This window comes from Streptomyces virginiae, from assembly GCF_040638905.1.
GTDB lineage: Bacteria > Actinomycetota > Actinomycetes > Streptomycetales > Streptomycetaceae > Streptomyces > Streptomyces virginiae_B.
In genome coordinates, this window is sequence record NZ_JBEZYV010000002.1 from 351,774 (window position 1) to 378,042 (window position 26,269).

Consider the following 26,269-nt stretch of genomic DNA (forward strand, 5'->3'; position numbering starts at 1 on the left):
GATCCGGGCATGATCGGCAAGACACCCCCTGGCGGCCGCGCTGATCTATGGTGGCTGGAGGACCGGCCAGGGCGGACGCGAGGCGAGGAGACCCGGTGCGTGACGCAGAGTTCTTCCGGAGCTGGATGGCGGCCACCGCGGCTGCCGTGGAGCGTGAGGCGGACCGGCTCACCGAGCTCGACTCCCCCATCGGGGACGCCGACCACGGGAGCAATCTGCTGCGGGGTTTCACGGCGGTGCGCGCCGCCTTGGACACGGAGACCCCGGCGGCGCCGGGCGCGGTGCTCCAGCTGGCCGGACGGACGTTGATCTCAACGGTCGGCGGCGCCTCCGGACCGCTGTACGGGATGCTGCTGCGGCGGACCGGCAAGGAGCTCGGGGAGGCGTCCGAGGTGTCCGACGCCGACCTGCGCGAGGCCCTGGACAAGGGGGTCGGCGCGGTGGCGCAGCTGGGCGGGGCCGCGCCCGGCGACAAGACCATGCTGGACGCGCTGCTGCCGGGCGTGGCCGCGCTGGGCACCTCGTACCGGGCGGCGGCCCAGGCGGCGGAGAACGGGGCCCTCGCCACGGTGCCGATGCAGGCGCGCAAGGGGCGGGCCAGCTACCTGGGCGAGCGGAGCATCGGGCACCAGGATCCGGGCGCGACCTCGTCGGCGCTGCTGCTGGGGGCGCTCGCGGACGTGGCGGAGCGGGCGGAGGGCGCGCGGTGACGGCCGGACGGGGCGACGGGGACGCCGCTGCGCAGCCGGCCCTGGTCGGGATCGTCCTGGTCTCGCACAGCGCTCCGGTCGCCGAGTCGGTGGCGGAGCTGGCGCGGGGCCTGGCGGCGGGCGGTCCGGTGGCGCCGGTGGCCGCGGCGGGCGGTACGTCCGCCGGCGGGCTCGGCACGAGCGCGGAGCTGGTCGTCGCGGCCGCCCGGGAGGTGGACCGCGGTGCCGGCGTCGCGCTGCTGGTGGACCTGGGCAGCTCGGTGCTGACGGTGAAGGCGCTGCTGCTGGAGGACGAACTGCCGCCCGGTTCACGTTTGGTGGACGCCCCGTTCGTCGAGGGCGCGGTGGCGGCGGTGGTCGCCGCATCGGCGGGTGCCCCGCTGGCACAGGTCGCGGAGGCCGCCGCCGAGGCGTACGCGTACCGCAAGGTCTGAGGGCCCGGGGCGGGCGGCGACAGCCGTCCCGCCCCGGGCCTCGCGGTCGCGGCCGGTGTCAGCGTCCGCGCAGCGACTGGATCTCGCGGCGGTCGCGCTTGGTGGGGCGGCCCGTGCCCCGGTCGCGGATACCGACGACCGCTGCCTCCACGGGGGTCGGCGGCGGCGGACTCTTGTCGATCAGGCACTCGGCGGCGACGGGCGCGCCCACCCGCTTGGACACGGGCCGCTTGACGACGACGATCCGCTCGCGCCCCGCGTGGAAGAGCCGCACCTCGTCGCCCGCGCGGATCGGCTGCGCCGGCTTGGCGCGTTCCCCGTTGACCCTCACATGGCCCGCCCGGCAGGCCGTCGCCGCGATCGAGCGGGTCTTGGTCAGGCGCACGGACCAGATCCACGCATCGACCCGCGCCGTGCCCGATTCCGTTCCCGATACCTCATCAGCCATGCCCCGACTCTAGCGAGCCGGGCAGGAGAGGACGGAACGACTTTTTCCGTGGCTTTTGGCGGATGCACCAATAATCGCGGCACCTACCATGGCGATTCGCCCAAGAGAATTGCAAATGCGCCATGCATGCGCCAACCTTGTCGCACATGCAGTCCTACACCATCGGACAGGCCGCGCGACTGCTGGGCGGCCCGGACACCGCGGGGCGCTGGGCCGACGCCGACCGGGTCGTGACCCATCGCGACCAGGTCGGCCGGCGGCTGATCAACGGCCGGGACCCGGCCGCCTTCTCCATGGAGGTGGGCCAGGGCGCCCACACCGAGGACGGGGAGCCGTACACCTCGGCGCGCAACGCCTTTCCCGGCATCGTCACCGCCGTCCGGCTCGGCGACGTGTCCGCCCAGGTCGGCATCCAGGCGGGTCCCCACCGCCTGGTCCGCCTGCTCACCCGCGAGGCCGTCGAAGAACTCGGGCCGGAGGTCGGCATGCGGGCCACCGCCCGCGTGAAGTCCACCGGCGTGCACATCGACCGCGCCTGAGCCACAGCCGCCGCCCGACGTCCGCCGCGGCCCGCCCGCGGTCCCCCACCGCCGCCCGGCAGCGACGAACCGTCCCCACCCGCTCCGCCCGTCACCGGCGCGGGTCACCACCGCGCGGATCCGGCACCCGGCCGGCCGCCGACCCGAGCGAGGAGCCTGCGCTGATGTACCCGACCCGAAACCGCCGCCGCACCGTCGCCGCGGCCGCCCTGTCCGCCGCCCTGCTCGCCGGGCTGACCGCCTGCGGCAGCGGCGTGGACGAGCCCGCCGCCTCCGGCACCGGCTCCGCCGCGCCGCAGGCGAACCTCACCGTCCTCGCCGCTTCCTCCCTCGCCGACGTCTTCAAGACCGCGGGTGCGGCGTACGAGAAGGCCCACCCCGGCACGAGGGTCACCTTCTCCTTCGCCGGTTCGCAGGAGCTCGCGGCGCAGGTCAAGCAGGGCGCCCCGGCCGACGCGCTGGTCACCGCCGACACGAAGACCATGGACGGGCTGAAGGCCGAGACCGGCGACCCCGCGATCATCGCCAAGAACCGCCTGGTCATCGCGGCCGGCAAGGGCAACCCGTTCAAGATCGACGAGCTGAAGGACCTCGCCGACACCAAGGTCAAGGTGGTGCTCGCCGCGCCCGAGGTGCCGGTCGGCCGCTACAGCAAGCAGATCCTCGACGCCCAGAAGGTCGAGGTGAAGCCGGTCTCCCAGGAGCCCAACGTCCGTGCCGTCCTGGGCAAGGTCGAGATGGGTGAGGCCGACGCGGGCCTCGTCTACAAGACGGACTCCGCCAAGTCGGGCGACAAGGTCGTCACCGTGGAGATCCCGGACGAGCAGAACGCCGTGGCCTCCTACCCGGCCGCCACGCTGAAGCAGTCCGAGAACACCGAGGCCGCGGCCGCGTTCGTGGCGTGGCTGAGCACCCCCGAGGCGCAGAAGATCCTCCAGGACGCGGGCTTCCAGCAGCCGTAGCCGGCGCGCCGCTCCCCCGAAGTGACCCGGGGGCTGTCCGGTCCGGGGGGACGGGCAGCCCCTTACGGCGTGCCCGGGGACCGTCCGCACCGCCGCCCCGCCGCCCCGCCGTCCCGCCGTCCTGCCGGTGCGGCGCCCGGGCGGGCCGGCCCGTCGGTACGGGGTGGAGCGGGCCGCCCCCGCATACGCTGCACCCCGGCGCCCCGCCCCCGCCCCCGTCCCGTCCGGCCACGCCGCCCCAGCCAGGAAGTACCGTGAGCAGACTCCGTACCCGCACCCGGCCCCCGGTGGCCCTGGCGCTCCCCGCGCTGCTCGCCGTCGCGTTCCTGCTGATGCCGCTGATCGGGATCCTCGCCCGTACTCCGTGGGGCGAGCTCGGAGAGCACCTCGGCAGCCCCGGCGTGGTCGAGGCCCTGAAGCTCTCCCTCCTGGTGTCGCTGTGGGCGCTGGGCCTCTCGCTCGTCCTCGGTGTGCCACTGGCCTGGCTGCTGGCCCGTGTGGAGTTCAAGGGCAAGGCCCTGGTCCGCTCGCTGGTGCTGCTCCCCATGGTGCTGCCGCCGACCGTGGGCGGTGTCGCCCTGCTCCTCGGCTTCGGCCGGCGCGGACTGCTGGGGCCGTGGCTGGAGGACTCCTTCGGAATCACCCTGCCGTTCCACACCTCGGGGGCCGTCGTCGCGGCGACCTTCGTCGCCATGCCGTTCCTGGTCATCAGCCTGGAAGGGGCCCTCGGCGGTCTCAAGCACAGTTACGAGGAGACGGCGGCCTCGCTCGGCGCGTCGCCGGTCCGGGTGTTCTTCACCGTGACCCTGCCCATGGTGGCGCCCGGTCTCGTCGCCGGCGCCGCCCTCACCTGGGCCCGCGCGCTGGGAGAGTTCGGCGCGACCATCACCTTCGCCGGGAACCTGCCCGGCACCACCCAGACCCTGCCGCTCCAGGTGTACCTGCTGCTCCAGGACCAGCCCGAGGCGGCCACCTCGGTCTCCCTGCTGCTGCTCGCGATCGCCATGGCCGTACTGATCGCACTGCGCGGCCGCTGGACGGGCACCCCGGTCGACCGCGGGTCGGTCACGACGCCGCAGCCCGCTCCGGAGGAGGGACCAGCGACCGCCCCGGCCCCGGGGCCGGACGAGGAGCCGGGCGCGGCCGGCGCCGCTCCACCGCAGTCCGCCGAGACGGGGCACTGGCCGCTGCACGCCACGGTCACCGGCTTCAACCGCCTCACCCTCGAAGCCGAACCGGGCACCACCATCGCCGTCGTCGGCGAGAACGGGGCGGGCAAGACCACCCTGCTGCGCGCCCTGCTCGGCCTCTCCCCGCGCGCCCACGCCGACCTGCGGCTCGGCGACGCCGACGTCACCGCCCTGCCCCCGCACAAGCGGCAGGTGGCCTGGGTCCCGCAGGACGGCGCGCTGTTCCCGCACCTGAGCGCGCTGGCGAACACCGCGTACGGGCTGCGCGCCCGCCGCGTGCCGCGCGCCGACGCCCGCCGCGAGGCGCAGGCCTGGCTGAATCGGCTGGGCGTGGGGCACCTCGCGCAGCGCAGGCCGTCCCAGCTCTCCGGCGGCCAGGCCCAGCGGGTCGCGCTCGCGCGCGCCCTGGCGGCCCGCCCGCGGCTCCTGCTGCTGGACGAGCCCCTCGCCGCCCTCGACCAGACCACGCGGGCCCGCGTCCGGCACACCCTGCGCACGCACCTGGCCGGCTTCGGCGGGGTCTGCCTCATCGTCACCCACGACCCCGTCGAGGCGGTGTCGCTGGCCGACCGGGTCCTCGTACTGGCCGACGGCCGGACCCTGCAGGACGCGCCGCCCGCCGAGGTCTCCCGGCACCCGCGCTCCCCGTGGGTGGCCCGCATGCTGGGTCGCAACGCCTGGCCGGGCATCGCCTCCACCGACGGCCTCGCCCTCGCGGCGGGCGGCCGTCTCGTGGTCGCCGAGGCCCTGCCCGAAGGGGCCCAGGCCCTGGCCATCATCGCCCCGGAGGCGGTGTCGGTCCACCGGGAGCGCCCGGGCGGCAGCCCCCGAAACGTCTGGCGGGGCACCGTCCGGGAGATCACCGCGGTGGGCAGCCGCCTGCGCGTGCTGATCGCGTCGCCCGAGGCACCCGACCTGGTCGCCGAGATCACCCCGGACGCGGCGGCCGAACTGGGCCTGGCCGACGGATCCGAGGTGTGGACGAGCGTGAAGGCAACCGAGGTCACGCTGGTCCGCCTGTAGCTTCCCGCCGGTAGCCGTGTCGGTGGCGCTGATCGGCGAAACGCCCGTCCGCTCCTGCCGGGAGACGGCCGTCCACGGTGCCACCGCGCGCAGCGGCTGACGACCGCCGACTCGGGCCCTCGTCCGGCCGGGCGGAGGCGGACGGACCCTTCCGACTGTTCGCCACGGTCGGCCGGGCGGCCCGCTGGGCCGCCTAGGCGGGGGTGTCGAGATGCTGCGGCGGGGGCAGGGCGAACTCGCACCAGACGCACTTGCCGCCGCCCCGCGGTTCCACGCCCCACGCGTCCGCGAGTTGTTCCACCAGCATCAGTCCGCGTCCCGAGACCGCCCAGTCCCCCGCCTCGCGCCGTCGCGGCAGTTGGCTGCTGGAGTCCTCGACCTCGATCCGGATCCGCCCCTGGGGCGTGATCCGCATGTTGATGTGGCCGCCGCCGTCCGTGTGGACCAGCGCGTTGGTCATCAGCTCGTCCGCCGCCAGCTCGATCTCGTCGGCCCGGTCCCGCGCGCCCCAGGCGGCCACCGCCGCCCTGATGAGGTGCCGGGCCAGGGCCGGGGCCTCGGCGTCCCCGGGCTCCAGGCGCTGGCGCAGCGGGCCGCCGCCCCGCCCGGTGGGCGTACCGCGGCGGCGAAGGACGAGCAGGGCCATGTCGTCCCCGCCACCCGAGTCACCGACGAGGTCGCACAGCACGTCGGCGAGCTCCTCGACGTCCGCGGGGCCGCTGTGGAGCGCCGCCATCAGCTCGCGCATGCCGGTGTCGGGGTCCGCGCCGGGTCGCTCGATCAGGCCGTCCGTGCACAGCACCAGGGTGTCTCCGGGGTGCAGTTCCAGGCTGGTGACGGGGTAGCCGGAGCCCGCCGCCGCCACGGACGGTTCGGGGGGCGGCAGCCCGAGCGGCAGTCCGCCCGCCACCTGAATCCGGTGGCAGCTGCCGTCGCCGCGCCGCACGACCGGGTCGAGGTGGCCGGCGCGGACGATCTGGAGCATCCCGCTGGTGAGTTCGGCCTCGGCGTACGTGCAGGTGGCGAAGCGCTCCGTCTCCAGTTCGCGCAGGAAGGCGGAGGCGCGGGCCAACGCCGCGCCCGGTGTGTGCCCTTCGACCACGTACGCGCGCATCACGATGCGCAGTTGCCCCATGACGGCGGCCGCGTCCGTGTCGTGGCCCTCGACGTCACCGATCATCACGCCGATCCGGCCGCTGCCGAGCGGCACCACGTCGTACCAGTCGCCGCCGATGTCCCGCCCCATCCGGGCGGAGCGGTAGCGTACGGCGATCAGCGCGCCCGGCACCGCGGGGATCCGGCGGGGCAGCATGGCCCGCTGGAGGCCCTCGGCCAGGTCATGCTCCTGTTCCAGCAGCATGGCGCGCTGGAGGCTCTGGGCGACGCCGCTGCCGAGCGCCATCAGCAGGTTGCGTTCCTCGGCGGTGAAGTCGCCGTCGCGTGTGTAGAGCAGCCCCAGGGCGCCGACGGACCGGCCCTGGGCGATCAGCGGCAGGTAGACCCCGCTGCGGACGGCCAGCGGCTCTATGTACGGCCACAGTTCCGGGTAGTTCTCCTGGAACTCCTCCCGCGAGACGATGAAGACGGGCTGCATGGTGCGTACGGCCACGCTCATCGGGAACGGCGCGTCGATCCGCGTGTACTCGATCTCGGGGACGTACGTGCCGAGCTGCCCCTCCGCGACCAGGTGGATGCGGCCCCCGTCGACGACGCCCAGCATCACGCTGACCGCGCCGAGATGGCCGAGGGCCTGGGGATCCTTGAGGACGTCGGTCACGTCGTTGACAGTGCGGGCGTGGGCGAGGATGGCGGTCGTCCGCTCGACGACGCCGGTCATCCGCCGGCGCCCCTCGTCCTGCTCACTGGCGGCACCGGGCTCGCCCGGGTCGTGGGCGGCGTCGCGGAGGATGCCGATGACGCGGTAGGGGCGGCCGCCCGGGTCCCGCAGGATGTGCCCCTGGATGTGGGTCCAGGCCGGTGTCCCGTCGCGGCGGCGGCTGCGCACGTAGGCGCCGTAGTGGCTCCGGCCGTCCTTGATGGCCTGGGCGACCCGGGAGTCGAGCCGGGCCTCCTCGGCGGGTGCGATGCGCGCGCGGAGCCCGGCGGGGGTGCCGCTGTACTCGTCCGGGCGCAGGTCGAGGACCTCGAGGGCGGTGGGATCCAGGTGCATCCGTCCGCTGTCGAGGTCCCAGTCGAAGGTGCCCATGCGGTTGAGCGCAAGGCTCGTGTCCGGCCGCGCGGGCCAGTCGACCTCGGGAACGTCTCCCCTGGGGGCCATGCAGCCAGGGTCTCACCGTCGCCCGCCGGTGTCCCCGTGGGGCGGCCGAGGGTGGTGGGGTGCTGCACGGACACGGCGCTGTGCGGCCCGTCGCCCGGGCCGCACAGTGTGCTGCGGTGTCAGCAGCCGTGCTTACCGTGGCCTCCGCCACGGTTGTCGTCGTCATCGTCGTACCAGCCGTGGTGGTGGCCGCCCTTGTCATGGTTCCAGCCGCCGCCCTTGTGATGGTCCGAGCCGCCGCCCCTGTGGTGGTCCCAGCCGCCGCCGCTCACGTAGGTGACGGACTGTGTGGGGGTCGCCGCCGAGGCGGTACCCGCGGCTCCCAGGGCGCCGCCTGCCATAAGAACGCCGATGGCGGACACCGCGAAGAGGCGCTTGACTCTCGTTGCTCGCATGGTTGAGAACCCTTCTCGTTGCTACGGCACGAAAATTCGTTCTTCCTCCTCACGCAGGGGATGTTCATGGCTGCACCTGTGGCCGTACAGATTTCGTGAATGCGCGTATCCCCCGTCAACGCGGCCTCATCGGGCCACGGACCTTCGGGGCCGGTGCGATATGTCGCACGCCTCGCGCTCACTCCGGCATGTCACCGCGGGTAGGGTGTGATCCCGCAATGGCCACAGTTACCTACGGATGATATTAGTCACCGCCCCGCCGATCGGCATCTCGGGCAGGTACGGAGTCCGCCCGCATTCCGCCGCAATTCCGGTGCATGGGCCAAATATTCGGGGTGCCCGCCCCGTCACCGCAACGGACCAAGGGAACTGTCGTCGTGCGCTGGCCGGGGATTGCGGGACAGCCCCTAGGCTCGGTTGCGCACATGGGGGGCGCAAGGGAGAAGGAGGCCGAGGTGGCAGAGGTGACCGGGACGGCGCTGGCCGATGTGATGGCCGAACTGGCCGCACTGGAGGACCCGAAGGCACGCGCCGTGAACGAGAAGCACGGTGACGACCACGGTGTGAACCTCGGCAAGCTGCGCGCGGTGGCGAAACGGCTGAAGACGCAGCAGGAACTGGCTCGCGAGCTCTGGAGCACGCAGGACACCGCGGCGAGGCTGCTGGCGCTCCTGATCTGCCGCCCGAAGGCGTTCGGGCGTGACGAGTTGGACTCCATGCTCCGCGGGGCGCGCACGCCCAAGGTGCACGACTGGCTCGTGAACTACGTGGTGAAGAAGAACCCGCACGCGCGGGAGCTGCGCCTGGCCTGGCTCGCCGACCCGGATCCGGTGGTCGCGAGCGCCGGCTGGGCGCTGACCACGGAGCGCGTGGCGAAAGGGCCGGAGGGTCTGGACCTGTCGGGGCTGCTCGACGTCATCGATGCGGAGATGAAGGACGCCCCGGACCGCCTGCAGTGGGCGATGAACCACTGCCTGGCGCAGATCGGCATCGAGCATCCGGAGCACCGCGCCCGCGCGATCGCCATCGGCGAGCGCCTGGAGGTACTCAAGGGCTACCGGACGCCCCCCGGTTGCACGTCCCCGTTCGCCCCGGCCTGGATCGCCGAGATGGTCCGCCGCCAATCGGCTCCGCCGGTGGCGTGAGACCGGGAACGTCGCCGTTCCGCACGGCGTGACCGGCCCGTCAGTCAAGGGAGTTCACTTCCCGCACTTCGGCAATCTCCCTCGATGCCGCGGGAAAGAGGTGGCACCTGCAACCGGCCCTCGCGGAGGCCGAGTCGGAGCGCTCAGGCCGGTTCGTCGCGTCGTGGACCAGCAGGGCGATCTGGACGCGTTTGTTGAGGTCGAGGCGGGTCAGGGCCCGGGACACGTGGGTCTTCACCGTCGGCAGTGCCAGTGGAGTTCCCGGGCGATCTGCGCGTTGGACAGGCCCCGCCCGACCGCCGCCGCCACCTCCCGCTCGCGTTCGGGCAGCAGTGCGGGCCGGGCGCGGGCGGTGGCCGCCCGGGAGTCGTCACCGGTTCCGGCGGCCACCTGGTCGATGAGGCGGCGGGTGACGGCCGGGGAGAGCACCGGACCGCCCGCGGCCACCGTACGGTTCACCGTCACGATCTCCTGCGGCGGGGTGTCCTTGAGGTGCAACCCGGCCGCGCCGACGCGCAGCGCCCCGCAGGACGTGCTCGCCGGTGTGGAAGGGGGTCAGGACGGCTACTTCCGGGGCTTGCGGCCGCGCCCGGAGCGCCTCGGTGGCGGCGACACAGGGCATCCGGATGTCCATCAGCACCAGGTCGGGTCCGTGCCGCGACCAGCCCCGCCACCTCGGAGCGGTCCGCGGCCTCGGCGACGAGTTCGATGTCCGGGGCGCCGCCCAGCATCAGCCGCAGCCGGGCACGGACGATGGCGTCGTCGTCGACCAGCAGTACCCGGATCACCCTGTCCTCTTCCCCCTCACCCGTCCCGGTCAGGTCTGTCGGAGTAGCCAGGGGCGCATCCGGAAACCGCCGTCCGCGGGGAGGGCGGTGAGTTCCCCACCCGCCAGCCGGGCGTGCTCCGCCGGCCCGGTCAGCCCCTGCCCGCCGCCGGGGCCCGGGCCCGTACCGCCGACCACGGGTGCGGCGTGCTGGGCGGGCGGCCGGGAGTTTCGGACGTCCACCGTCAGCCCTCCCCCGGGCCGCCGGCCACCGCACGGCGACGGCCGCGCCGGACGCAGCCTTCGGACCGATCCGCCGCCCTAAGCGCCGCCCCTCCGGTCGGACCATGGCCTCCACACCAACCCGAAGTCCCCGCCGGCAGCCGTGACGGGGCTGCTCCGCTTCGTCCTCGGCGTGGCAGCGGACGCGGCGGGAGACTCGCTGACCCGCCGCGCCCGGACCTGACCGGTGCTCTGCGACCGTTTACCGGTTCCCGCCGTCACCGCCGTTCCCGCCGTTCCCGCCGTCACCGCCGTTCCCGCCCCCGTCCTCGCGGGGCCGGTCCGCCGGCGGCTCGATGGCCGTACGGGCCGGTTCCGGTTCCGGTTCCGGCTGCGGCGCGACCGGTGACTGCGGAGCCGCAGACCTGGTCGGCAGGGAAGGCGTGCGGTCGGTCGGCGGCGGCGTCCGCGACGGCAGCGAGGGGGTGCGGTCGGTCGGCTGGGGCGAACGCGCCTCAGAGGGTGATGGCGAGGGCCTGGGCGAGGGCGATGCCGCCGGGGACCCCGAGGGGGAGCCCGACGGCGACGGAGGTTCCGACGGGGACCCCGAGGGCTGCTTCGACGGAGAAGGCGACGCCGACGGCGTCGGCGAACCCGAGGGGGCCACCGTCGGCGAGGGCGTCGGCGAGGGCCTCGGCGAGACCGACGGGGATCCCGAGGGCGACGCCGACGGGGACTGGGAACCCGAGGGCGACTTCGACGGCGACTTCGACGGCGATTCGGAGCCGGAAGGCTTCCCGGACGGGGACTTCGACGGCGACTTGGACGGTGACTTCGACGGCGACTTCGACGGCGACTTCGACGGCGATTCGGAGCCGGAAGGCTTCCCGGACGGGGACTTCGACGGCGACTTGGACGGCGGCTTCGAGCCGGTGTGCGAAGGTGACTTCGACGGCGGTCCCGGCGGCTTCGGCCCGGTCTGCGTCGGCGTGATCCACGGGCTCGGCGTGGTCGGCGGCGTCGGGATCACGGGCGGCGGGATCGGCCGGTCGGGCCGCCGCTCCGGGTGGTGACCCTTGTCACGCTCGAACCAGTGCCGATTCTGGTGGTCGTAGATCACGATCTTCTTCACGGGCTGCACCGCCGGTGCGATGACCACGACCTTCGCCGGCTGGTACGAGGGCCAGGTCTGCCCGTAGCGCTTGGGGGAGGCCTTGAGCGGCACCGGCGGACCGAGCGGGTTCCCGCACGCGCACCGCACCCGCGGCACGCCCCGGTCGTCGACGAGCACGGCCGTTCCGGCCTGCAGGACGGCCTGGTAGCCGGTGACCTTGCCGTTCTGGAAACCGTGGTTCGTGACCCGGGTGTCCATCCGCAGCTGCACCGGAGTGAGCGAGCGCAGGTAAGCCGGAACCGCCGCCTGCTGGATGCCGAGCGTCGCGGCGAAGGCCGCGTTCTTGGCGGGCTCCGCGGCCAGCACCTTGATCTGCTTCTCGACGTCGCAGCTCGCCACGTCCTGGATGCCCCCGTACACGCCCGGGGCGGCACCGCTGACGCTCCTGGTGCCCGTGGCGGTGCCCTGGCTGGTCGGAGCGGCGCCGGTCCCGCTGGGGGACGGCACCGGGCTCTGCGGTGGCGGGCTCTCCGGTGGCGGTGCGTCCTCCTTCACCACGGTGGACTCGGTGAAGGGATCGGGGCCCGCGGCGGCGGCCGGCTGGAGGAACACCTCGCCCCCGGCGCTGGGGGCACCGCTGGGCCGGGTCAGCACGACCGCCAGGGCCACGACCGCGACCACCGCGACGAGCGCGGTGGCGAGCCGTGGAACGGACCGCCACCAGGGACCCTTGTCCGGTCCCGGACCGCCGGGACCGGCGGAACCGGCGGGACCGGCGGGACCGGCCGGACCGCCGGGCGGCCCGGTCGGCGGCGGGGGCGGCGGTCCTTGCCGCCCGCCCGACAGCGGCCCGGAAGGCGGCCCGGTGGGTCGCTCTGACGACGGCTGCCAGCCGGAGGGATGTGTGCTCACGGGCTCTTCTTCCCAGGAGGAGGGAGTTCCCATCGGACCATTGTGTGCGCCGTCCGGGTGGTGCCCGCAAGCCGGGAGTGCCACGGTTGCATGGTGAGCCAGACGCCGAGACCAGCATCGACCGGGGGCTCCGCGAGGGCTTGGCGCGACGCCCTCGTCACCGTCGTCGCGGGCTTCGCGGCGATGACCGCGGTCGCCGCGGCCGGGCTGGCGTGCGCGGGCATCGGCGACCTTCCGGAAGGGGCGTTCCCGCACGTGCTCGGCGCGGTCGTCGTGATGGCGGCCGGCGGTAGCGTGGAGATGTCCGGTGACGCCGGTCTGCTGGGCGGCGTGGACGCGAACCTGGCGGTGCTCCCGCTCTCGGTGAGCCTGGCGGGCGCCCTCGTGGCCGGCTACTGCTTCCTGCGCCCGCTGCGCAACCGGGCCGTGGCCGGCCCCCGCGAACTCGTCGGCCGGGCCGTCCCGTTGGTCGTGCTGTGGCTGCTCGCGCTGGTCGGTGCCGCGCTCCTGTCCCGGCAGGACTTCGGCATCTCCACCGGCGACCCCGCCGTCGCGGTGATCGGTGAACTCCTGGACTCCGCACCGACGGTGGGCTTCCGCGCCGACGTGCCCGCCACGCTCCTGTTCGGACTGCTGTGGATCCTGGGCCTGATGGTGATCGCCCTGCTGGTGTCGCGTCGGGCACCGCTCCCGGCCGGACTGGTCCGCTTCCACACGGCGGTGCGTCCGGCCGCTTTCGCCACGACCCTGCTGCTCTTCACGTACGTCGTCATCGGCGTCGTCGTCGGGCTGGTGGTGGCCGCGGCCCAGGGCAACGCCGGCCGAACGCTCGCCGTGGTCCTGCTCGGTTTGCCGAACCTCGTCTGGATCGCGCTCACCCTGGGCTTCGGCGGATCCTGGGAGGCCCTGGTCGAAGGGGCCTTCGGGCTGCCGATGCCCCAGCTGCTGGACGAGGTGCTGCGCGATGCCGACGGGGCCCCCGTCGACGTGGCGTCGTTGGCGGCGCGCGACCCGCGGGCGTGGTGGCTGGTGGTGGTGGCCGCCGTCCTGCTGCTGGGCACGGGTGTACTGGCGGCCGTGCGGTCCCCCGCGCACGTCCGGCCCTGGCAGCACGCGCTCCATCTCGGCGCGGCCTTCGCCCTGGCCACCCTCGCGGTCTGCCTGCTGTGCCGGATCGAGGCCGCGTACGGGCTGTCCCTCCTGGGCATCGGCGAGGTGGACGCCCTCGGCGGGGAGCTCCTACTGGACCCCGTGCTGTGGCGGACGGTCGGCCTCGGCCTGCTCTGGGGTGCAGTGGCGGGCTTCCTCGGCGGCGTCCTGGCCCGCCGGCTGCACCGCCGCGGGCGGGTGGACGCGCCCGCCTCGACTCAGACCCACGGGTGACCCGCGTCCCTCGGCGGGTGTCGCCCACCTTCCGCCCCTTCCGTCGCCCTTCACTCCGCTTCAGGGTCGTGCGTGTCCACGATCCGGGTCGGGCCGGCCTGCCGGTCGTGTCCGCCCGCCTCCGGGCCGACGGGGGGTGCGGCGGGCCCCGCACCGGCCCCGCCGCCGTCCGGTCCGGCCGGCCCCGGCTGGGGCCCGTGGGGGCTCCCCGGCCCTTCGGTCACGGCGTAGGTCGCCAGGCGGGTCCCGTCGCCGTACATCCACCGCCCCGAGGTCTCGTCGTAGAGCCAGACCGACTCGCCGTCGACGACGACGCCCGCCCGCAGCCCGCGCAGGGACCGCCGGAAGGCGTCGCTGTCGGCCCGGCCGGAGGCGAGTTCGTCCACGGCGTGCCGGTAGCGTTCGAGGGCGTCGGCGCCGCGCTCCAGCAGCGGCCTCGGGTCCTCGGCGCGTACCGACTGCCGCTCCCCCGTGGTCGGCGGCGGCTGCGGCACCGCGATGAGCAGCCGCCCGTCGACCCAGGCGCTCCATCCGTTGGCGCAGAGGATCTCCCCCCACTCCCCCCGCCGGGACAGCAGCTGGACGGGCAGGAAGGCGTCCAGGGCGGCGGTCGGCCGGGAGACGTCGGGGGCCTCCCAGGCGGACAGCCCGGGAGGCGGCACCACATGGGTGGGCTGGAAGTCGGCCACGGCGATCCCGGGATCCATCGAGCTGCCCATGAGGCCTACTTCCGCATGATCACGGGCTCGTGCCGCCGCAGCAGCCTCGCGACCAGCACCCCGAAGAGGACGGACAGGACCACCAGCATGCCCAGGTTCAAGAGCCACACCGCGGGGGTGTGCGCGAACAGCGGGTCGTCCGTGAGGGGGCCGGGCACGATCGCGCCGAGGTCGATGGTGCCCGCCATGGCGCCGAGGGCCCAGCGCGAGGGGACCAGCCAGGCCAGCTGCTCGATCACCGGGATGCCGTCCAGCTGCAGCAGCGCGCCGCAGAAGACCACCTGCACGATGGCGAGGAGGACCAGCAGCGGCATGGTGACCTCCTCCTTGTGGACCAGTGCGGAGATCAGCAGGCCCAGCATCATGGCGGTGAACGCGAGCAGTGCCACCGCGATCGTGATCTCGACGAGGGGTCCCGTGATCACGCCGTGGCCGCCCGGGGCGCTCAGGTCCACGCCGTAGAGGGCCACCAGGGTCAGCACCACGGCCTGGGCGACGGTGACGGCGCCCAGCACCACGACCTTCGACATCAGGTAGGCGGAGCGGGACAGCCCCACGGCCCGCTCCCGCCGGTAGATGACCCGGTCCTTGACCAGTTCGCGCACGGCGTTCGCCGCTCCGGTGAGGACGGCGCCGACGGACAGGATGAGCAGGGCGTTGATCGCGGTTTCCTGGGTGAGCCTGCTGCCGGCCAGGGCGCGGGCCATGGCGCCCATGACGAAGGGCAGCGCGATCATGATGGCGAGGAAGGTCCGGTCCGCGGAGAGCGCGGCCGCGTAGCGCCGGACGAGGGTGGACAGCTGGGAGCCCCAGCTCTGTGCCTTGGGCGGCGGGGCGGCGTACGCGGCCGGAGTGGCCGCGGCCCGGCGGTCACCACCGTGCCACGGCTGGCGGGCGGCGCCCAGGACGTAGGTGCGGTGGGCCGCCGAGGCGGTGTACTCCCCCGCCCAGTCGCGGCCCGGCTGGTTCTCGAAGGCTTCGAAGGCCTCCGGCCACTGGGCGGCGCCGAAGTAGCCGAGGGTCTCCCCGGGCGGTCCGTAGTAGGCGATGCGACCGCCCGGGGCGAGGACCAGCAGCCGGTCGCAGACATCGAGGCTGAGGACGCTGTGGGTGACGACGATGACCGTGCGGCCGTCGTCGGCGAGCTCGCGCAGCATGTGCATCACCGAGCGGTCCATTCCCGGGTCGAGGCCGGAGGTGGGCTCGTCCAGGAAGAGCAGGGAGGGTTTGGTGAGCAGCTCGAGAGCGACGGACACCCGTTTGCGCTGGCCGCCGGAGAGGCTGTGGATGGGCTGCGCGGCGCGCTCGCGGAGGCCGAGTTCGCCGATCACCTCGTCCACCCGGGCCTGGCGTTCGGCCTTCGCGGTGTCCTGGGGGAAGCGCAGTTCGGCGGCGTAGGTGAGGGCGCGCCGGACGGTGAGCTGGGAGTGCAGGATGTCGTCCTGCGGTACGAGGCCGATGCGGCTGCGCAGTTCGGCGTAGTCGCGGTAGAGGTCGCGGCCGTCGTAGAGGACGGTGCCGCGGTCGGCAGGGCGCAGGCCGGTGAGGGCGCCGAGCAGGGTGGACTTTCCGGCTCCGCTGGGGCCGATGACGGCGAGGAGGCATTTGGCGCCCACCGGGAAGGACACCTCGTCGAGGAGGGTCTTGCGGCCGCGGTCGACGGCGACGGTGAGGCCCTGTACGTCGAGGGTGACCTCGCCCGTGTCCTCGTACTCCTGGAGGCGGTCGCCGACGAGGCAGAAGGCCACGTGGCCGATGCCGACGATGTCGCCCTCGGCGAGGGGGACCGCGCCGGTGACGGGGGCGCCGTTGAGGTAGGTGCCGTTGTGGCTGCCGAGGTCGGCGATCTCGTAGCTGCCGTCGGCGAGGGCCCGCAGCTCGGCGTGCCGGCGCGACACGTCGAGCTCGTCGATGACGAGGTCGTTGTCGGTGGCGCGGCCGATGCGCACGGCGGTACGGGCGGGCAGCGGCAGTACGGCGCTGGGCCGCCGGAAGGTGGTGGTCATCGACGGGTTGGAGACCCGGGCCGGCCCCGGCCCGGCGCCGGGGCTGCTCGGCCCGGGCCGGGCAGCGTTGAGGACGGCCCGGGGGCCGTCCTGCTCGTCGCCGAAGCGCAGTTCGCTGCCGGCGCCGACGATCCACTCGTGGACGCGGTGGCCGTCGGCCCACGTGCCGTTGGTGCTGTCCTCGTCCTCGACCGTCCAGTGGTCGCCGTCGGGGCGCAGGACCGCGTGGTGCCAGGAGACGCGGGCGTCCTCGAAGCAGATCTCGCAGAGCGGGTCCCTGCCCACGTTGTAGGTCCGGCCCGGGCTCAGCTGTGTGGAGCCCGTGTCGGTTTCCAGGACGAGCTCGGGCGCGGTCGGCACACCGGGACGCTGGACCATGAGCAGATTTTCCCACGATCGCGGCGCTCCGGCAGCGGCCCGACAGAACCGCAGGTCAGAGGCCTCTTATACGTAATGACAACGGTCCCCGTTGCAGCCTTTGCCCATCTCGCCGGGGTGCGCTTCACTTCACGCGACGGACCCGGACGAACGGGTGCCGCGACGAGACGGGGGATGTCATGAGCGGGCACGACCACGGGCACGACGACCACGGCCACGGCCATGGACCGGGGGGCCACAACCACGGCGTGACCGCCGACGCCGACCGCCGCTGGCTGGCCATCGCGCTCGGCCTGATCGGCGGCTTCATGGCCATCGAGGTGGTCATCGGCGTCATGGCCCACTCCCTGGCCCTGATCTCCGACGCCGCCCACATGCTCACGGACGCCGTCTCGATCGTCCTCGCGCTGATCGCGATGCGGCTGGCGGCCCGGCCCGCCCGCGGCGGTTTCACGTACGGCCTCAAGCGGGCGGAGATACTCTCCGCCCAGGCCAACGGTCTGACGCTGCTCCTGCTGGCCGCCTGGCTGGCGTACGAGGCGGTGCGCCGGCTGATGGACCCGCCGCCGGTGGAGGGCGGGCTGGTCCTGGTGACGGCGCTCGCGGGCATCGTCGTCAACGTGGCCGCGGCCTGGTGCATCTCGCGGGCGAACCGGTCCTCGCTGGCGGTCGAGGGCGCCTACCAGCACGTCCTCAACGACCTGTTCGCCTTCATCGGGACGGCCGTCGCCGGCCTGATCGTCATGACGACCGGGTTCCGGCAGGCCGACGCGATCGCCACACTGGTGGTCGTGGCCTTGATGGTGAAGGCCGGCTACGGGCTCGTCCGCGACTCCGGCCGGATCTTCCTGGAGGCCGCGCCCGCCCACGTGGACCCGGACGCGGTCGGCGACCGGCTCGTCGGGCATCCCCCGGTCACCGAGGTCCACGACCTGCACATCTGGACGATCACCTCGGGGCAGGCGGCGCTGTCCGCGCACGTGCTCGTCGAGCCGGCGGGCGACTGCCACGCCGTACGCCGGGAGCTGGAGCGGCTGCTGGACAAGGAGTACGGCATCACGCACACCACCCTCCAGGTGGACCACGCGCAGGACTCCCTCCTCTCGGTCGGCCGGCGGGGCGAGGCCTCGTACGACCCGCACTGCGCGGACGCGCACGGTCCGGTCCACCGCCAGGGCCCGCACGATCACTGACCGGCGCCGGTACGGGGCATGTATGGGCCCATGACGTACAAGCGCAGCGCCGGACTGCTCCTCTTCCGGCGGACGGGGACCGGCTCGCGGCCGGAGCCCGGGGACGGTGACGGGGACGTGGCCGAGGTCGGGACCGAGGTCGGGGTCGAGGTCGAGGTCGGGGTCGAGGTCCTGCTCGGGCACATGGGCGGCCCGTTGTGGTCGGGGCGGACGTCCGGTGACTGGGCCATCCCCAAGGGCGAGTACGGGCCGCAGGAGACCCCGCGCGACGCGGCCCGCCGGGAGTTCACCGAGGAGATCGGGCTGCCGCCGCCGGACGGCGAGTACCTCCCGCTGGGCGAGGTGCGGCTGTCCAGCGGGAAGCTGGTGACCGTCTGGGCGGTGGAGGCGGACCTCGATCCGGCGCTCATGGTGCCGGGGACCTTCACCATGGAGTGGCCCCCGCACTCCGGGAACGTGCAGGAGTTCCCGGAGCTGGACCAGGTGGCCTGGTGCACTCCGGAGATGGCCCAGAGCATGCTGATTCCCTCGCAACTCCCCTTCCTGGAGCGACTGTTGGTGCTGCTGAAGGCTTGACCAGAGCTCGTACTTGCCAACACCCCCACGTGCCTGGACATTGCACATATGACGAACGTCGTGCTGGTGGGAACCCTGGACACCAAGGGTGTGGAGTACGGCTGGCTGCGCGAGAGGCTGCTGCGGGCCGCAGTCGAAGTGGTACTGGTCGACACAGGAATCATGGGCGAACCCCGGGTGGCCGCGGACGTGCCGCGCGCCGCGGTGGCCCGGGCCGCGGGAACCGAACTGTCCCTCCTGCGATCGGCCGCCGACCGGGGCGCGGCCGTGGCCACGATGGCCCGGGGCGCCGAGGCGACCCTGTTGCGCCTGCACGCCGAGGGCCGGCTGCACGGGGTGCTCGCGATCGGCGGCAGCGGCGGCACCTCCATCGCCACCCGAGCCATGCGCGCCCTGCCGTTGGGCGTCCCAAAACTGATGGTCTCGTCCATGGCGTCCGGGGACACCGCCCCGTACGTGGGCTCCTCGGACATCACGATGATGTACAGCGTGGTGGACATCGCGGGGATCAACAGCGTCTCCGCGCCGATCCTGGCCAACGCCGTGGCGGCCGTCGCCGGGATGGCCGCATCCTTCGCCCGCGCCGGGGCGGACCACCCGCCCCGGCTGGGGGCGGGCCCCCGTCCGCTGGTGGCGGCGAGCATGGCGGGCGTGACCACGTCCGGCGTGGACGCGGCGCGTGAGCGGCTGACCGAGCTGGGCTATGAGGTGCTGGTCTTCCACGTCAGCGGCACCGGTGGCCGGACCCTGGAGACGCTGGCCGGCGAGGGCGTGTTCGCAGGGGTCCTCGACCTCACCCTCAGCGAGCTGGCCGACGACCTGTGCGGGGGGATCCTGACCGCGGGGCCCGACCGGCTCAGCGCGGCCGGGCGGGCCGGTGTGCCGCAGGTGGTGAGCCTGGGCGCGCTGGACATGGTGAAGTTCGGCCCGCTGGAGTCCCTGCCCCAGCGGGTCCTGGACCGGGGCGTCCACGTCCACAACCCGTCGATCACGGTGATCCGCACGAGCCGGGCCGAGTGCGCGGAACTCGGCCGCCGGGTGGCCGCCAAGCTCCGTGCGGCGACCGGGCCCACGGCCGTCTGCGTCCCGCTCCGCGGACTGTCCACACTGGGCGCGCCGGGCGGCCCGTACCATGACCCCCGCGCGGACCGGGCGCTGTTCTCGGCGCTGCGCGAGGGCCTGCGGGGCAGCGCCGCGCGGCTCTACGACTACGACACGCACATCAACGACCCGGCCTTCGGGCGGGCGGCCGCCGACCGGCTGCACGCCATGATCGGCACGGTGTCGGCCGCGGCCTGAGACACCGGCCGCGGTCGGGAACCGGCCGTGGCTCGAACCACGTCCCATGGGGAGTCCGGTACGGGGCGGGCCGGTGAGCAGCCGGTCCCGCACCGGCCGCTGACATGGGCGGTTCGGCGCTACACGGCAGGCAGCAGGCAGGGGGCAGGAACGATGAACGACACTCGGGCGGCATGGTCGGTCCCCGGTTACACGGAGGTCCGCGAGCTCGGCTCGGGCGGCAGTGGCCGGGTGGTGCTCGCCGTCCACGACGCCACGGGCACGGCGGTCGCGGTGAAGTACCTCAGCGACCGTCTGCGCGAGGACCCGGCCTTCGTCGGGGAGTTCCGGGCCGAGGCCAGGCTCCTGGGCGGGCTGGAGTCCCCCTACGTGGTGCGCCTGTACGAGTACGTGGAGGCGCCCGGCGGCGCGGCCATCGTGATGGAGCTGGTGGACGGCATCTCCCTGCGCTCGCTGCTGAAGCAGTCCGGGCGGGCGGACGCCGAGGCGGCGCTGGTGGTCCTCAAGGGGTCGCTGCTCGGGCTGGCGTCGGCGCACCGGGCGGGCGTCGTCCACCGGGACTACAAGCCGGAGAACGTACTGGTCGCGGCCGACGGCTCGTCAAAGCTCGTGGACTTCGGGATCGCGGCGAACCGCGGCTCCACGCCCGGTGTCGCCGGCACGCCCGCCTACATGGCGCCCGAGCAGTGGCAGGGCCGGCCGGCGTCGCCCGCCGCCGACGTGTACGCGGCGACGGCGACCTTCTTCGAGTGCCTCACCGGGCGCAAGCCGTACGACGGGGAGAACTTCGCCGAACTCGCGGTGCAGCACATCGAGGCGCCGGTGCCGGAGACCGAGGCCCCGGAACCCGTGCGTCCGCTGATCCGGCGCGGCCTCGCCAAGGCACCCGAGCAGCGGCCCGAGAACGCCGAGGCGTTCGTGGCCGAGCTGGAGGACGTGGCGCTGGCCGCGTACGGCCCCGAGTGGGAGGAGCGCGGGCAGCGCAAGCTGGCGGCGCTGGCCGCGCTGCTGCCGCTGCTGTTCCCCTCTGCGGGGGCGCCCGCGGCGGGCACCACCGCGGTGGCGGCGACGAAGCTGGACGGCGGGTCGGGCTGGGCTCCCGGCAAGCGCGGCTGGATCGCGGCGGGGGCGGCGCTGGTCCTGGGGGCGGTGCTGGTGTTCACGACGGACGCCATCGGGGCGGCCCCGGGCGGGGCCTCGGCGCTCAGCGCCTTCGCCACGACGAGCGCGGCCCCTCCCGGGCCGGCGTCCCCGACTCCCGGTGCGTCGGCTTCCGCTTCGCCGTCGGCGAGCCCGAGCGCCTCGGCCTCGCCGAGCCCCACGCCGTCCGCGTCCGCCTCGGCTTCGGCGTCGGCCTGGCCGTCGCTGTCGCCGAGCCCCACCCCGAGTCCGACGGTGAGCGGGGCTGCGACGCCGACACCCACTCCGACGCCCACGCCGGCCCTGCGGGTCACGAACGTCGCGGTGTCCCTCAAGACCGGCGTGTACCGGGGGGACGCGTCCGTCACCGTCTCCTCCCAGGGCACCGGGCCGGTGACCGTGGTGGTGGAGTGGTTCCTGGGCGGAGCGCAGGGCTCGTTGTCCGTCCCCGACGGCACTGATTCGTTCACGGTCCAGGCCGGTTCGACCGTCACCACGAACAGGGTGCACACCTTCAGCCGTGACCGCGGCTGCTACGGCGGCGTCCGGGTGACCACCAAGCCCGCCGCCGGCAACAAGTCCGCGTCGGCCTCGCAGTACCTGCCGCGCTGCGTGGAGGTACCACGATGACCGATTCCCGCGCCCCCGAGGGCGACGACTACAGCGCGACCGTCCTCGGGAGCCACTGGTTCAGCGGACCGCCCGCGCCGGCGCCGGCGGTGGCACCCGACCGCGTCGAGGGGTCCGTGCTCCGGTTCGGCCCCGGCGTCACCGCCGCCATGCCGGCGCCGTTCCCGCTGGACGCGGCCGTGGCCGTGGCCGCCGCGCCCCGGCGGCGGCGGGGCGCCGGGCTGCGCCGGTACACGCTCGCCGCGGTCGTGCTGGCGGCGGTCCTCGCCTACCTCGGATGGCAGCGGTTCGGGCCCGGGATCGAGGTCCGCGACGTGGCCGTGACCACCGATCCGGCCGGGCCCGCGTGCGACGCGACGGCCGACGTGGTGGCCGTCGTGGGCACCAACGGGCGGCCCGGGACGCTCACCTACCGCTGGGTCCGCAGCGACGGCACGAAGTCCGAGGAGCTGACCGAGCGGGTGCCGCGCGGGCAGCGCGAGGCCCGGCTGCACCTGCTGTGGACCTTCCAGGGCACGGGGAGCTACTCGGCGAAGGCGGAGCTCCAGCTGCTGTCGCCCGGACAGCGCACGGCCGCGGTGGAGTTCACGTACCGCTGTACCCCGTAGCGGGCATCCGGATGACGGCGAGACCGCCGTCGAGGTCCACGCGGGAGTGCGGCGGCGCGCCGTCCTCCTCGTCGTCGCGCAGGACGAGGGCGCTCTGGCGCTCCTTCAGTTCGTTCTGCTTGCCCGGCGAGAAACTGGCGTGCAGCTGCTCGAAGCCCGTGGAGGAGATCTGCCCCTGACGCCCGTTCCACCGCCAGGGGAGCAGGCCGGCCCGCCCGGCCCGCACCAGAGCGAGGTCGAGGAAGGCCATCGCGGTGAGCAGGATGGCCAGCCCCGGAAGGGTCATGAAGACGACGAAGCCCATGGCGTGACCGTAACCGACCGGTCCGGTCGGGGGCCATGCCTGCACGGGGTTCAGAACCGGGCGTGCGCGGTGATGTCGGCCTCGAACTCGCCCGTCATCGCCGGGGTCACGGTCGGCCGGCACTGCCGGACGGCCTCCAGGTAGTCGCCGGTGGTCGCGCCGAGCTGTGCGGCCGCCGCGCCGCGCGCGCCCACCGCCTCCAGGTCCCGTTCGAAGGACACCTGCGCCGCGATCCGCGCCGCGTGCTCGATGTCGGCGGGCGTGAACAGCTCCGTCGCCTCGACCAGGGCGCTGACGTCGGCGCGCCCCGCCGTGTAGCGGGCCCAGATCGCGGCGCGCGCCCCGGCGTCCGGGGTGCCGATCGGGATGAGGTAGTCGAAGCGCCCCGGGCGCAGGAAGGCCGGGTCGAGGGAGCGGATGGAGTTGGTGGCGCAGACGAGGAGCCGTTCGTCGCCCTCCCGGAAGCCCGGTATCAGTTTGAGCAGCTCGTTCGTCACGCCGTGGATCCCGCCGGGCTGTGCGGGCTCGGTCCGCACCGGCGCGATCTCCTCCACCTCGTCGATGAAGACGAGTACGCGCTCCAGTTCCGCGATCCGGGCGAAGGCGTCGCGCAGGGCGGCGGCCAGGTTGCCTTCGTCGGCGAGGCGCGAGGGCAGCAGTTCGACGAAGGGCCAGCCGAGCCGGGAGGCGATGGCCCGCGCGAAGGTGGTCTTGCCGGTGCCGGGCGGGCCGAAGAGGGTGATGGCGCGCGGCGGGCGGACTCCGTGCGAAGCAGCCCGTTCGGGCTCGGCGAGCGGCAGCACCACGCGCCGCTCGATGAGGTCCTTCTCCTTCTCCATGCCGGCGACCTTGGACCACAGGTCGTTCGGCAGGAAGCGGCCGCCGAGGTCGTCGAGGAGGCCGGCGGCCGGTCCGTGGAGCGGCTCGGTCTTCTCGAAGTAGGCGACGGCGGGCTGGCGGGTGTAGCCGGCGTTGAGGAGGCCTTCGCCGAGCAGGTCCTCCTCGGGCAGGACGTAGGCGATGCGTCCGACGCGGGCTGCGATGAGCCGCCGTTCCAGCTCGACGAGCAGGGCGCTGGCCAGGCCCCGGCCGCGCCAGCCGGCGGCGATGGCGATGCGCATGACCCAGGCGCGCTCCCCGGTGACGCAGGCGAGGGCCGCGCCGATGGGGACGCCCTGGTGGACGGCGACCACGCAGGGCTGCCGGCCGGTCAGTGCGCTGATGCACTCGGCGAGCGAGAAGACGGACTCCTGGCCGAGTTCGGCCGTGGTGTCGATCAGGTGGACCACCGCTGCGAGATCGCTCTCGCGGTAGTCGTGGATGAGCCAGTTCACCGGGTACCGCCCCTCGTTCGTGCTCCTTGCGGCCGAGGCTAGGGGCGGGCGGGCCCGGCGCTCTCGCTCCGCGATGCACAACAGGCCGTCCGTAAACCCTCCGTGGCGTCCATAGACTGGTAGCTTCCGCCCGAACGCCCGAGCGAGGATCCCAGCACCTTCATGCGTTGCCACATACCCGCGGCCCGACGCGGGCCCCTCCTCTGCCTGATCCCCTTCCTCTGGACCCTGGCGTTCGGTCTGTGGGGGCTCTCCCGGCAGGACAGCGTGTGGCGGGACGAGGCGGCGACCTGGCAGGTGGCCGGCCGGCCGGCGGGCGAGATCTGGCGGATGCTCGGGAACGTCGACGCCGTCCACGGCCTCTACTACCTGCTGATGCACGGCCTGTTCGAGGTCTTCGGTGCGAGTACGACGACGCTGCGGCTGCCGTCCGTGCTGGCGATCGCGGCCGCCGCGGTGTGCGTGGCGGTGATCGGGCGGCGTCTGGCCGGCTTCTGGGCGGGGCTCGGCGGCGGCCTGGCGCTCGGGTTGCTGCCGGCCGTGCAGTTCTACCTCCAAGAGGGCCGGCCGTACGCGCTGGTCGCGGCGGGGGCCGGGCTGTCGGCCCTGCTGCTGGTGTCGCTCCTGGGCGGCCGGCCCGGCCGGCGGGCGTGGCCGCGCTGGACGGCGTACGGGGCGGTCGTGCTGGTGTGCGCGCTGCTGAACTGGCTGTCGCTGCTGATGCTGCCCGCGCACGCGGCGACCCTGTGGTGGGTGCGGGCGGGCCGCGGTGTGTGGCTGCGCTGGGCGGCGTACGGCTCCGCGGCGGTCGCGGGGGCACTGCCGCTGGTCCTGTTCAGCCGGGGCCAGTCCGACCAGGTGGCCTGGATACCGCCGCTCACCTGGCACATGCTGATCGGGCCGGGGATCCTGCTGGCGATCGGCGCGCTCGGGGCGTGGGCGGACCGGCCGGACCGGTCGCGGCTCTCGGCGGCGGCGGTGGGGCTGCCGCTGCTGGCGGTGCCTCAGCTCGGCCTGGTCGGGCTGTCGCTCGTCCAGCCGCTGTTCCTGGACCGGTACGTGCTGTTCAGCATGGTGGGTCTGGCCCTGCTGATCGGCGCGGCCCTGGGTGCTGCCGTACGGGCCTGCGCGCCCCGGTTCCCGAAGGCGTCGGCCCTGCTGGTGCCGGGGGTGGTCGGGGTCTCGGTGCTGGCCCTGCTGCCGGTGCAGCTGGGCAAGCGGGCACCGGCCAGCCGGGTCGACGACGTGCTGGCGGTGGCCGGCGAGGTGGCCGCGCTGAAGCGGGACGGGGACGCCGTGCTGTTCGTGCCGGCCGCGCGCCGGGACACGGCGCTGGTCTCCCCGGACGCCTTCACGGGCCTGACGGACCTGGCTCTGGCCGAGAGCCCGGTGGCCTCGGCCACGCTCAAGGGCGAGGAGGCGCAGCCGGCGCGGATCCGGGAAGCGCTGCTTGAGCAGCGGCGGGTGCTGCTGGTGACGGACTCGGCGAAGGTCGCGAAGGTACCGTCGGCGGAGCGGGACAAGGCGAAGGCGGCCGTGCTGCGGGAGCGGTTCGCCGTGGTCGAGGACCGGCAGGTGCGGGGGCGGCGCGTGACGGTGTACGAGCGCCGCGACTGATCCCCCGGCGGTGCGCGGCAGGGCGTCTCATCCGGGGCTGTGCCGTTCGGAACCGTCTCGTCCGGTCATGGCCCGGGTTTCACGGCGTGTTCACTGGATTCACAGGGGATTCATACGGAACTCCGCCCTCCGGTCATAGGTTCGGCGGGCAGGGTGGAAATCATGATCCCCGACGTGCTCCCCCGAACGGCCCGGCGCTCCCGTGCGCGGCGGGCATCACGGATCCTGCTCGCGCTGACCGCGATGGCCGCGCTGATGGGCGTGGACCTGCCCGATGCCGCCTCCGGTCCGCCGCTCGGCGTCACCGCGTGGGCCCGGCCCGGCGCCGAGGCCGACCGGGTGGGCGCGCTCTTCGCGGACGGCCTTGACGGCGGGCACTTCTGCACCGCCGCGGTGGTGCGCAGCGACGACCGCGACGTGATCGCCACTGCGGCCCACTGCCTGGAGGAAACGGACACCACCGTCTTCGCGCCGGGATACCGGGACGGGGACGCCCCGTACGGGCTGTGGAAGATCACCGGCGTGTTCGTGGCGCCCGCGTGGACCGCCGGGCAGGACCCGGACGCCGACATCGCCTTCGCGACGGTGGCCCCGGCGGACGGCGGGCAGACCCGCCGCGTCGAGGACCTCGTGGGCGGCTTCCCCGTCGCCGCCGAGCAGCCCGCCGGGGCCAGGGTGACGGTCATCGGCTACCCGAGGACGATGGATGCCCCGCTGCGCTGCGCCAACGGCACGGACCTGCTCTCCCCGACCCAGCGCCGCATCGGCTGCCCCGACCTCAGCGGCGGCACCAGCGGCAGCCCATGGCTGGTGGACGGCGCGCTGGCCGGGGTGCTCGGGGGTTTCGAGGGCGGCGGGACCGTGCCGGAGATCTCGTACAGCGCGGTGATGGGAGACCGGGCTGAGGAGCTGTACCGGGAGGCCGCCGTCGACGGCTGACGGCC

At 74.1% G+C, this 26,269-nt stretch carries 22 protein-coding genes and 2 pseudogenes; 14 read left to right on the forward strand and 10 right to left on the reverse strand.

What is annotated here, in order from left to right:
• The first annotated feature begins 95 nt into the window (after positions 1-95).
• Positions 96-710 (forward strand): dihydroxyacetone kinase subunit DhaL, encoded by a 615-nt coding sequence (dhaL, locus tag AB0F82_RS05110; protein ID WP_356812268.1) that lies wholly within the window; start codon positions 96-98, stop codon positions 708-710.
• Positions 707-1,144 carry a PTS-dependent dihydroxyacetone kinase phosphotransferase subunit DhaM gene (locus AB0F82_RS05115; protein ID WP_362624165.1) on the forward strand — a complete coding sequence of 146 codons (438 nt, stop codon included), beginning with the start codon at positions 707-709 and terminating at the stop codon, positions 1,142-1,144. Before dhaL ends, AB0F82_RS05115 begins: the two co-directional genes overlap by 4 nt.
• A 58-nt stretch (positions 1,145-1,202) precedes the next feature.
• Here AB0F82_RS05115 and AB0F82_RS05120 read toward each other — a convergent pair whose 3' ends face one another.
• Complete coding sequence (locus AB0F82_RS05120) at positions 1,203-1,592, reverse strand: RNA-binding S4 domain-containing protein (RefSeq protein ID WP_356812270.1); 390 nt, start codon at positions 1,590-1,592, stop codon at positions 1,203-1,205.
• Positions 1,593-1,738: 146 nt separating this feature from the next.
• Here AB0F82_RS05120 and AB0F82_RS05125 point away from each other — a divergent pair, with 146 nt between their 5' ends.
• The 3 genes from AB0F82_RS05125 to AB0F82_RS05135 all read left to right on the forward strand — a co-directional run bounded on the left by AB0F82_RS05125 (position 1,739) and on the right by AB0F82_RS05135 (position 5,306).
• Positions 1,739-2,131 carry a TOBE domain-containing protein gene (locus tag AB0F82_RS05125; RefSeq protein WP_362624167.1) on the forward strand — a complete coding sequence of 131 codons (393 nt, stop codon included), beginning with the start codon at positions 1,739-1,741 and terminating at the stop codon, positions 2,129-2,131.
• A gap of 164 nt (positions 2,132-2,295) precedes the next feature.
• Complete coding sequence (gene modA / locus AB0F82_RS05130) at positions 2,296-3,093, forward strand: molybdate ABC transporter substrate-binding protein (protein WP_356812272.1); 798 nt, start codon at positions 2,296-2,298, stop codon at positions 3,091-3,093.
• 332 nt (positions 3,094-3,425) lie between these two features.
• Positions 3,426-5,306 (forward strand): ABC transporter permease, encoded by a 1,881-nt coding sequence (locus tag AB0F82_RS05135; protein ID WP_362624415.1) that lies wholly within the window; start codon positions 3,426-3,428, stop codon positions 5,304-5,306.
• A 193-nt stretch (positions 5,307-5,499) separates the two neighbouring features.
• Here the strand turns inward: AB0F82_RS05135 and AB0F82_RS05140 are convergent, their stop codons facing one another.
• Positions 5,500-7,584 carry a SpoIIE family protein phosphatase gene (locus tag AB0F82_RS05140; RefSeq protein ID WP_362624169.1) on the reverse strand — a complete coding sequence of 695 codons (2,085 nt, stop codon included), beginning with the start codon at positions 7,582-7,584 and terminating at the stop codon, positions 5,500-5,502.
• Between the two features lie 119 nt (positions 7,585-7,703).
• Positions 7,704-7,979 carry a hypothetical protein gene (locus AB0F82_RS05145; RefSeq protein ID WP_362624171.1) on the reverse strand — a complete coding sequence of 92 codons (276 nt, stop codon included), beginning with the start codon at positions 7,977-7,979 and terminating at the stop codon, positions 7,704-7,706.
• A 425-nt stretch (positions 7,980-8,404) separates the two neighbouring features.
• Here AB0F82_RS05145 and AB0F82_RS05150 point away from each other — a divergent pair, with 425 nt between their 5' ends.
• Positions 8,405-9,124, forward strand: a complete 720-nt coding sequence (locus tag AB0F82_RS05150) for a DNA alkylation repair protein (RefSeq protein ID WP_362624173.1) — start codon at positions 8,405-8,407, stop codon at positions 9,122-9,124.
• 40 nt (positions 9,125-9,164) lie between these two features.
• Here the strand turns inward: AB0F82_RS05150 and AB0F82_RS05155 are convergent.
• The 3 genes and pseudogenes from AB0F82_RS05155 to AB0F82_RS05170 form a co-directional block, all read right to left on the reverse strand.
• A pseudogene (locus AB0F82_RS05155) lies at positions 9,165-9,855 on the reverse strand (LuxR C-terminal-related transcriptional regulator).
• Between the two features lie 86 nt (positions 9,856-9,941).
• On the reverse strand, positions 9,942-10,133 hold the full coding sequence (locus AB0F82_RS05160; RefSeq protein WP_362624175.1) for a hypothetical protein: 192 nt from the start codon (positions 10,131-10,133) through the stop codon (positions 9,942-9,944).
• Positions 10,134-10,860: 727 nt separating this feature from the next.
• Positions 10,861-12,171: pseudogene (locus AB0F82_RS05170) on the reverse strand (DUF6777 domain-containing protein); the annotation flags it as partial.
• A 57-nt stretch (positions 12,172-12,228) separates the two neighbouring features.
• On the opposite strand from AB0F82_RS05170, the gene AB0F82_RS05175 reads away from it, so the two are divergent.
• On the forward strand, positions 12,229-13,521 hold the full coding sequence (locus tag AB0F82_RS05175; RefSeq protein ID WP_362624177.1) for a streptophobe family protein: 1,293 nt from the start codon (positions 12,229-12,231) through the stop codon (positions 13,519-13,521).
• 50 nt (positions 13,522-13,571) lie between these two features.
• Here AB0F82_RS05175 and AB0F82_RS05180 read toward each other — a convergent pair whose 3' ends face one another.
• Together AB0F82_RS05180 and AB0F82_RS05185 are read right to left on the reverse strand one after the other, a co-directional pair.
• Positions 13,572-14,240: a hypothetical protein gene (locus AB0F82_RS05180; RefSeq protein ID WP_362624179.1), complete on the reverse strand. Its 669-nt coding sequence runs from the start codon at positions 14,238-14,240 to the stop codon at positions 13,572-13,574.
• Between the two features lie 5 nt (positions 14,241-14,245).
• Complete coding sequence (locus tag AB0F82_RS05185; protein ID WP_362624181.1) at positions 14,246-16,624, reverse strand: FHA domain-containing protein; 2,379 nt, start codon at positions 16,622-16,624, stop codon at positions 14,246-14,248.
• Positions 16,625-16,803: 179 nt separating this feature from the next.
• Here AB0F82_RS05185 and AB0F82_RS05190 point away from each other — a divergent pair, with 179 nt between their 5' ends.
• The 5 genes from AB0F82_RS05190 (at position 16,804) to AB0F82_RS05210 (ending at position 22,070) form a co-directional block, all read left to right on the forward strand.
• Positions 16,804-17,817 carry a cation diffusion facilitator family transporter gene (locus AB0F82_RS05190; RefSeq protein WP_362624183.1) on the forward strand — a complete coding sequence of 338 codons (1,014 nt, stop codon included), beginning with the start codon at positions 16,804-16,806 and terminating at the stop codon, positions 17,815-17,817.
• A 30-nt stretch (positions 17,818-17,847) separates the two neighbouring features.
• Positions 17,848-18,393, forward strand: a complete 546-nt coding sequence (locus tag AB0F82_RS05195) for an NUDIX domain-containing protein (protein WP_362624185.1) — start codon at positions 17,848-17,850, stop codon at positions 18,391-18,393.
• 48 nt (positions 18,394-18,441) lie between these two features.
• Positions 18,442-19,692: a Tm-1-like ATP-binding domain-containing protein gene (locus AB0F82_RS05200; RefSeq protein ID WP_362624187.1), complete on the forward strand. Its 1,251-nt coding sequence runs from the start codon at positions 18,442-18,444 to the stop codon at positions 19,690-19,692.
• 153 nt (positions 19,693-19,845) lie between these two features.
• Positions 19,846-21,462 (forward strand): serine/threonine-protein kinase, encoded by a 1,617-nt coding sequence (locus AB0F82_RS05205; protein ID WP_362624189.1) that lies wholly within the window; start codon positions 19,846-19,848, stop codon positions 21,460-21,462.
• The gene (locus AB0F82_RS05210) at positions 21,459-22,070 is read left to right on the forward strand and encodes a hypothetical protein (RefSeq protein ID WP_362624191.1); all 612 of its coding nucleotides are present in this window, start codon (positions 21,459-21,461) and stop codon (positions 22,068-22,070) included. The genes AB0F82_RS05205 and AB0F82_RS05210 overlap by 4 nt, the downstream gene beginning before the upstream one ends.
• Here the strand turns inward: AB0F82_RS05210 and AB0F82_RS05215 are convergent.
• Entirely contained in the window at positions 22,048-22,374 is a 327-nt protein-coding gene (locus AB0F82_RS05215) for a DUF6191 domain-containing protein (protein WP_362624193.1), read from the reverse strand. The two genes, AB0F82_RS05210 and AB0F82_RS05215, sit on opposite strands and share 23 nt — an antisense overlap.
• A 50-nt stretch (positions 22,375-22,424) precedes the next feature.
• Positions 22,425-23,708, reverse strand: a complete 1,284-nt coding sequence (locus tag AB0F82_RS05220; protein WP_362624195.1) for an ATP-binding protein — start codon at positions 23,706-23,708, stop codon at positions 22,425-22,427.
• 162 nt (positions 23,709-23,870) lie between these two features.
• Between AB0F82_RS05220 and AB0F82_RS05225 the strand changes: the two genes are divergently transcribed.
• Positions 23,871-25,325 carry a hypothetical protein gene (locus AB0F82_RS05225; RefSeq protein WP_362624197.1) on the forward strand — a complete coding sequence of 485 codons (1,455 nt, stop codon included), beginning with the start codon at positions 23,871-23,873 and terminating at the stop codon, positions 25,323-25,325.
• Positions 25,326-25,487: 162 nt separating this feature from the next.
• Positions 25,488-26,264: a trypsin-like serine peptidase gene (locus tag AB0F82_RS05230; RefSeq protein ID WP_356812286.1), complete on the forward strand. Its 777-nt coding sequence runs from the start codon at positions 25,488-25,490 to the stop codon at positions 26,262-26,264.
• Positions 26,265-26,269: the final 5 nt, after the last annotated feature.

What these genes read in the sequence shown, in the direction of transcription:
- modA (WP_356812272.1), top strand. Translation starts at nt 2,296, where the DNA reads ATGTACCCGACCCGAAACCGCCGCCGCACCGTCGCCGCGGCCGCCCTG.
- AB0F82_RS05230 (WP_356812286.1), top strand. Translation starts at nt 25,488, where the DNA reads ATGATCCCCGACGTGCTCCCCCGAACGGCCCGGCGCTCCCGTGCGCGG.
- AB0F82_RS05180 (WP_362624179.1), bottom strand. Translation starts at nt 14,240, where the DNA reads ATGGGCAGCTCGATGGATCCCGGGATCGCCGTGGCCGACTTCCAGCCC.
- AB0F82_RS05195 (WP_362624185.1), top strand. Translation starts at nt 17,848, where the DNA reads ATGACGTACAAGCGCAGCGCCGGACTGCTCCTCTTCCGGCGGACGGGG.
- AB0F82_RS05120 (WP_356812270.1), bottom strand. Translation starts at nt 1,592, where the DNA reads ATGGCTGATGAGGTATCGGGAACGGAATCGGGCACGGCGCGGGTCGAT.
- AB0F82_RS05135 (WP_362624415.1), top strand. Translation starts at nt 3,426, where the DNA reads ATGCCGCTGATCGGGATCCTCGCCCGTACTCCGTGGGGCGAGCTCGGA.
- AB0F82_RS05185 (WP_362624181.1), bottom strand. Translation starts at nt 16,624, where the DNA reads ATGGTCCAGCGTCCCGGTGTGCCGACCGCGCCCGAGCTCGTCCTGGAA.
- AB0F82_RS05215 (WP_362624193.1), bottom strand. Translation starts at nt 22,374, where the DNA reads ATGGGCTTCGTCGTCTTCATGACCCTTCCGGGGCTGGCCATCCTGCTC.
- AB0F82_RS05225 (WP_362624197.1), top strand. Translation starts at nt 23,871, where the DNA reads ATGCGTTGCCACATACCCGCGGCCCGACGCGGGCCCCTCCTCTGCCTG.
- AB0F82_RS05175 (WP_362624177.1), top strand. Translation starts at nt 12,229, where the DNA reads ATGGTGAGCCAGACGCCGAGACCAGCATCGACCGGGGGCTCCGCGAGG.
- AB0F82_RS05150 (WP_362624173.1), top strand. Translation starts at nt 8,405, where the DNA reads ATGGGGGGCGCAAGGGAGAAGGAGGCCGAGGTGGCAGAGGTGACCGGG.
- AB0F82_RS05205 (WP_362624189.1), top strand. Translation starts at nt 19,846, where the DNA reads ATGAACGACACTCGGGCGGCATGGTCGGTCCCCGGTTACACGGAGGTC.
- AB0F82_RS05190 (WP_362624183.1), top strand. Translation starts at nt 16,804, where the DNA reads ATGAGCGGGCACGACCACGGGCACGACGACCACGGCCACGGCCATGGA.
- AB0F82_RS05210 (WP_362624191.1), top strand. Translation starts at nt 21,459, where the DNA reads ATGACCGATTCCCGCGCCCCCGAGGGCGACGACTACAGCGCGACCGTC.
- AB0F82_RS05140 (WP_362624169.1), bottom strand. Translation starts at nt 7,584, where the DNA reads ATGGCCCCCAGGGGAGACGTTCCCGAGGTCGACTGGCCCGCGCGGCCG.
- AB0F82_RS05125 (WP_362624167.1), top strand. Translation starts at nt 1,739, where the DNA reads ATGCAGTCCTACACCATCGGACAGGCCGCGCGACTGCTGGGCGGCCCG.
- AB0F82_RS05200 (WP_362624187.1), top strand. Translation starts at nt 18,442, where the DNA reads ATGACGAACGTCGTGCTGGTGGGAACCCTGGACACCAAGGGTGTGGAG.
- AB0F82_RS05145 (WP_362624171.1), bottom strand. Translation starts at nt 7,979, where the DNA reads ATGCGAGCAACGAGAGTCAAGCGCCTCTTCGCGGTGTCCGCCATCGGC.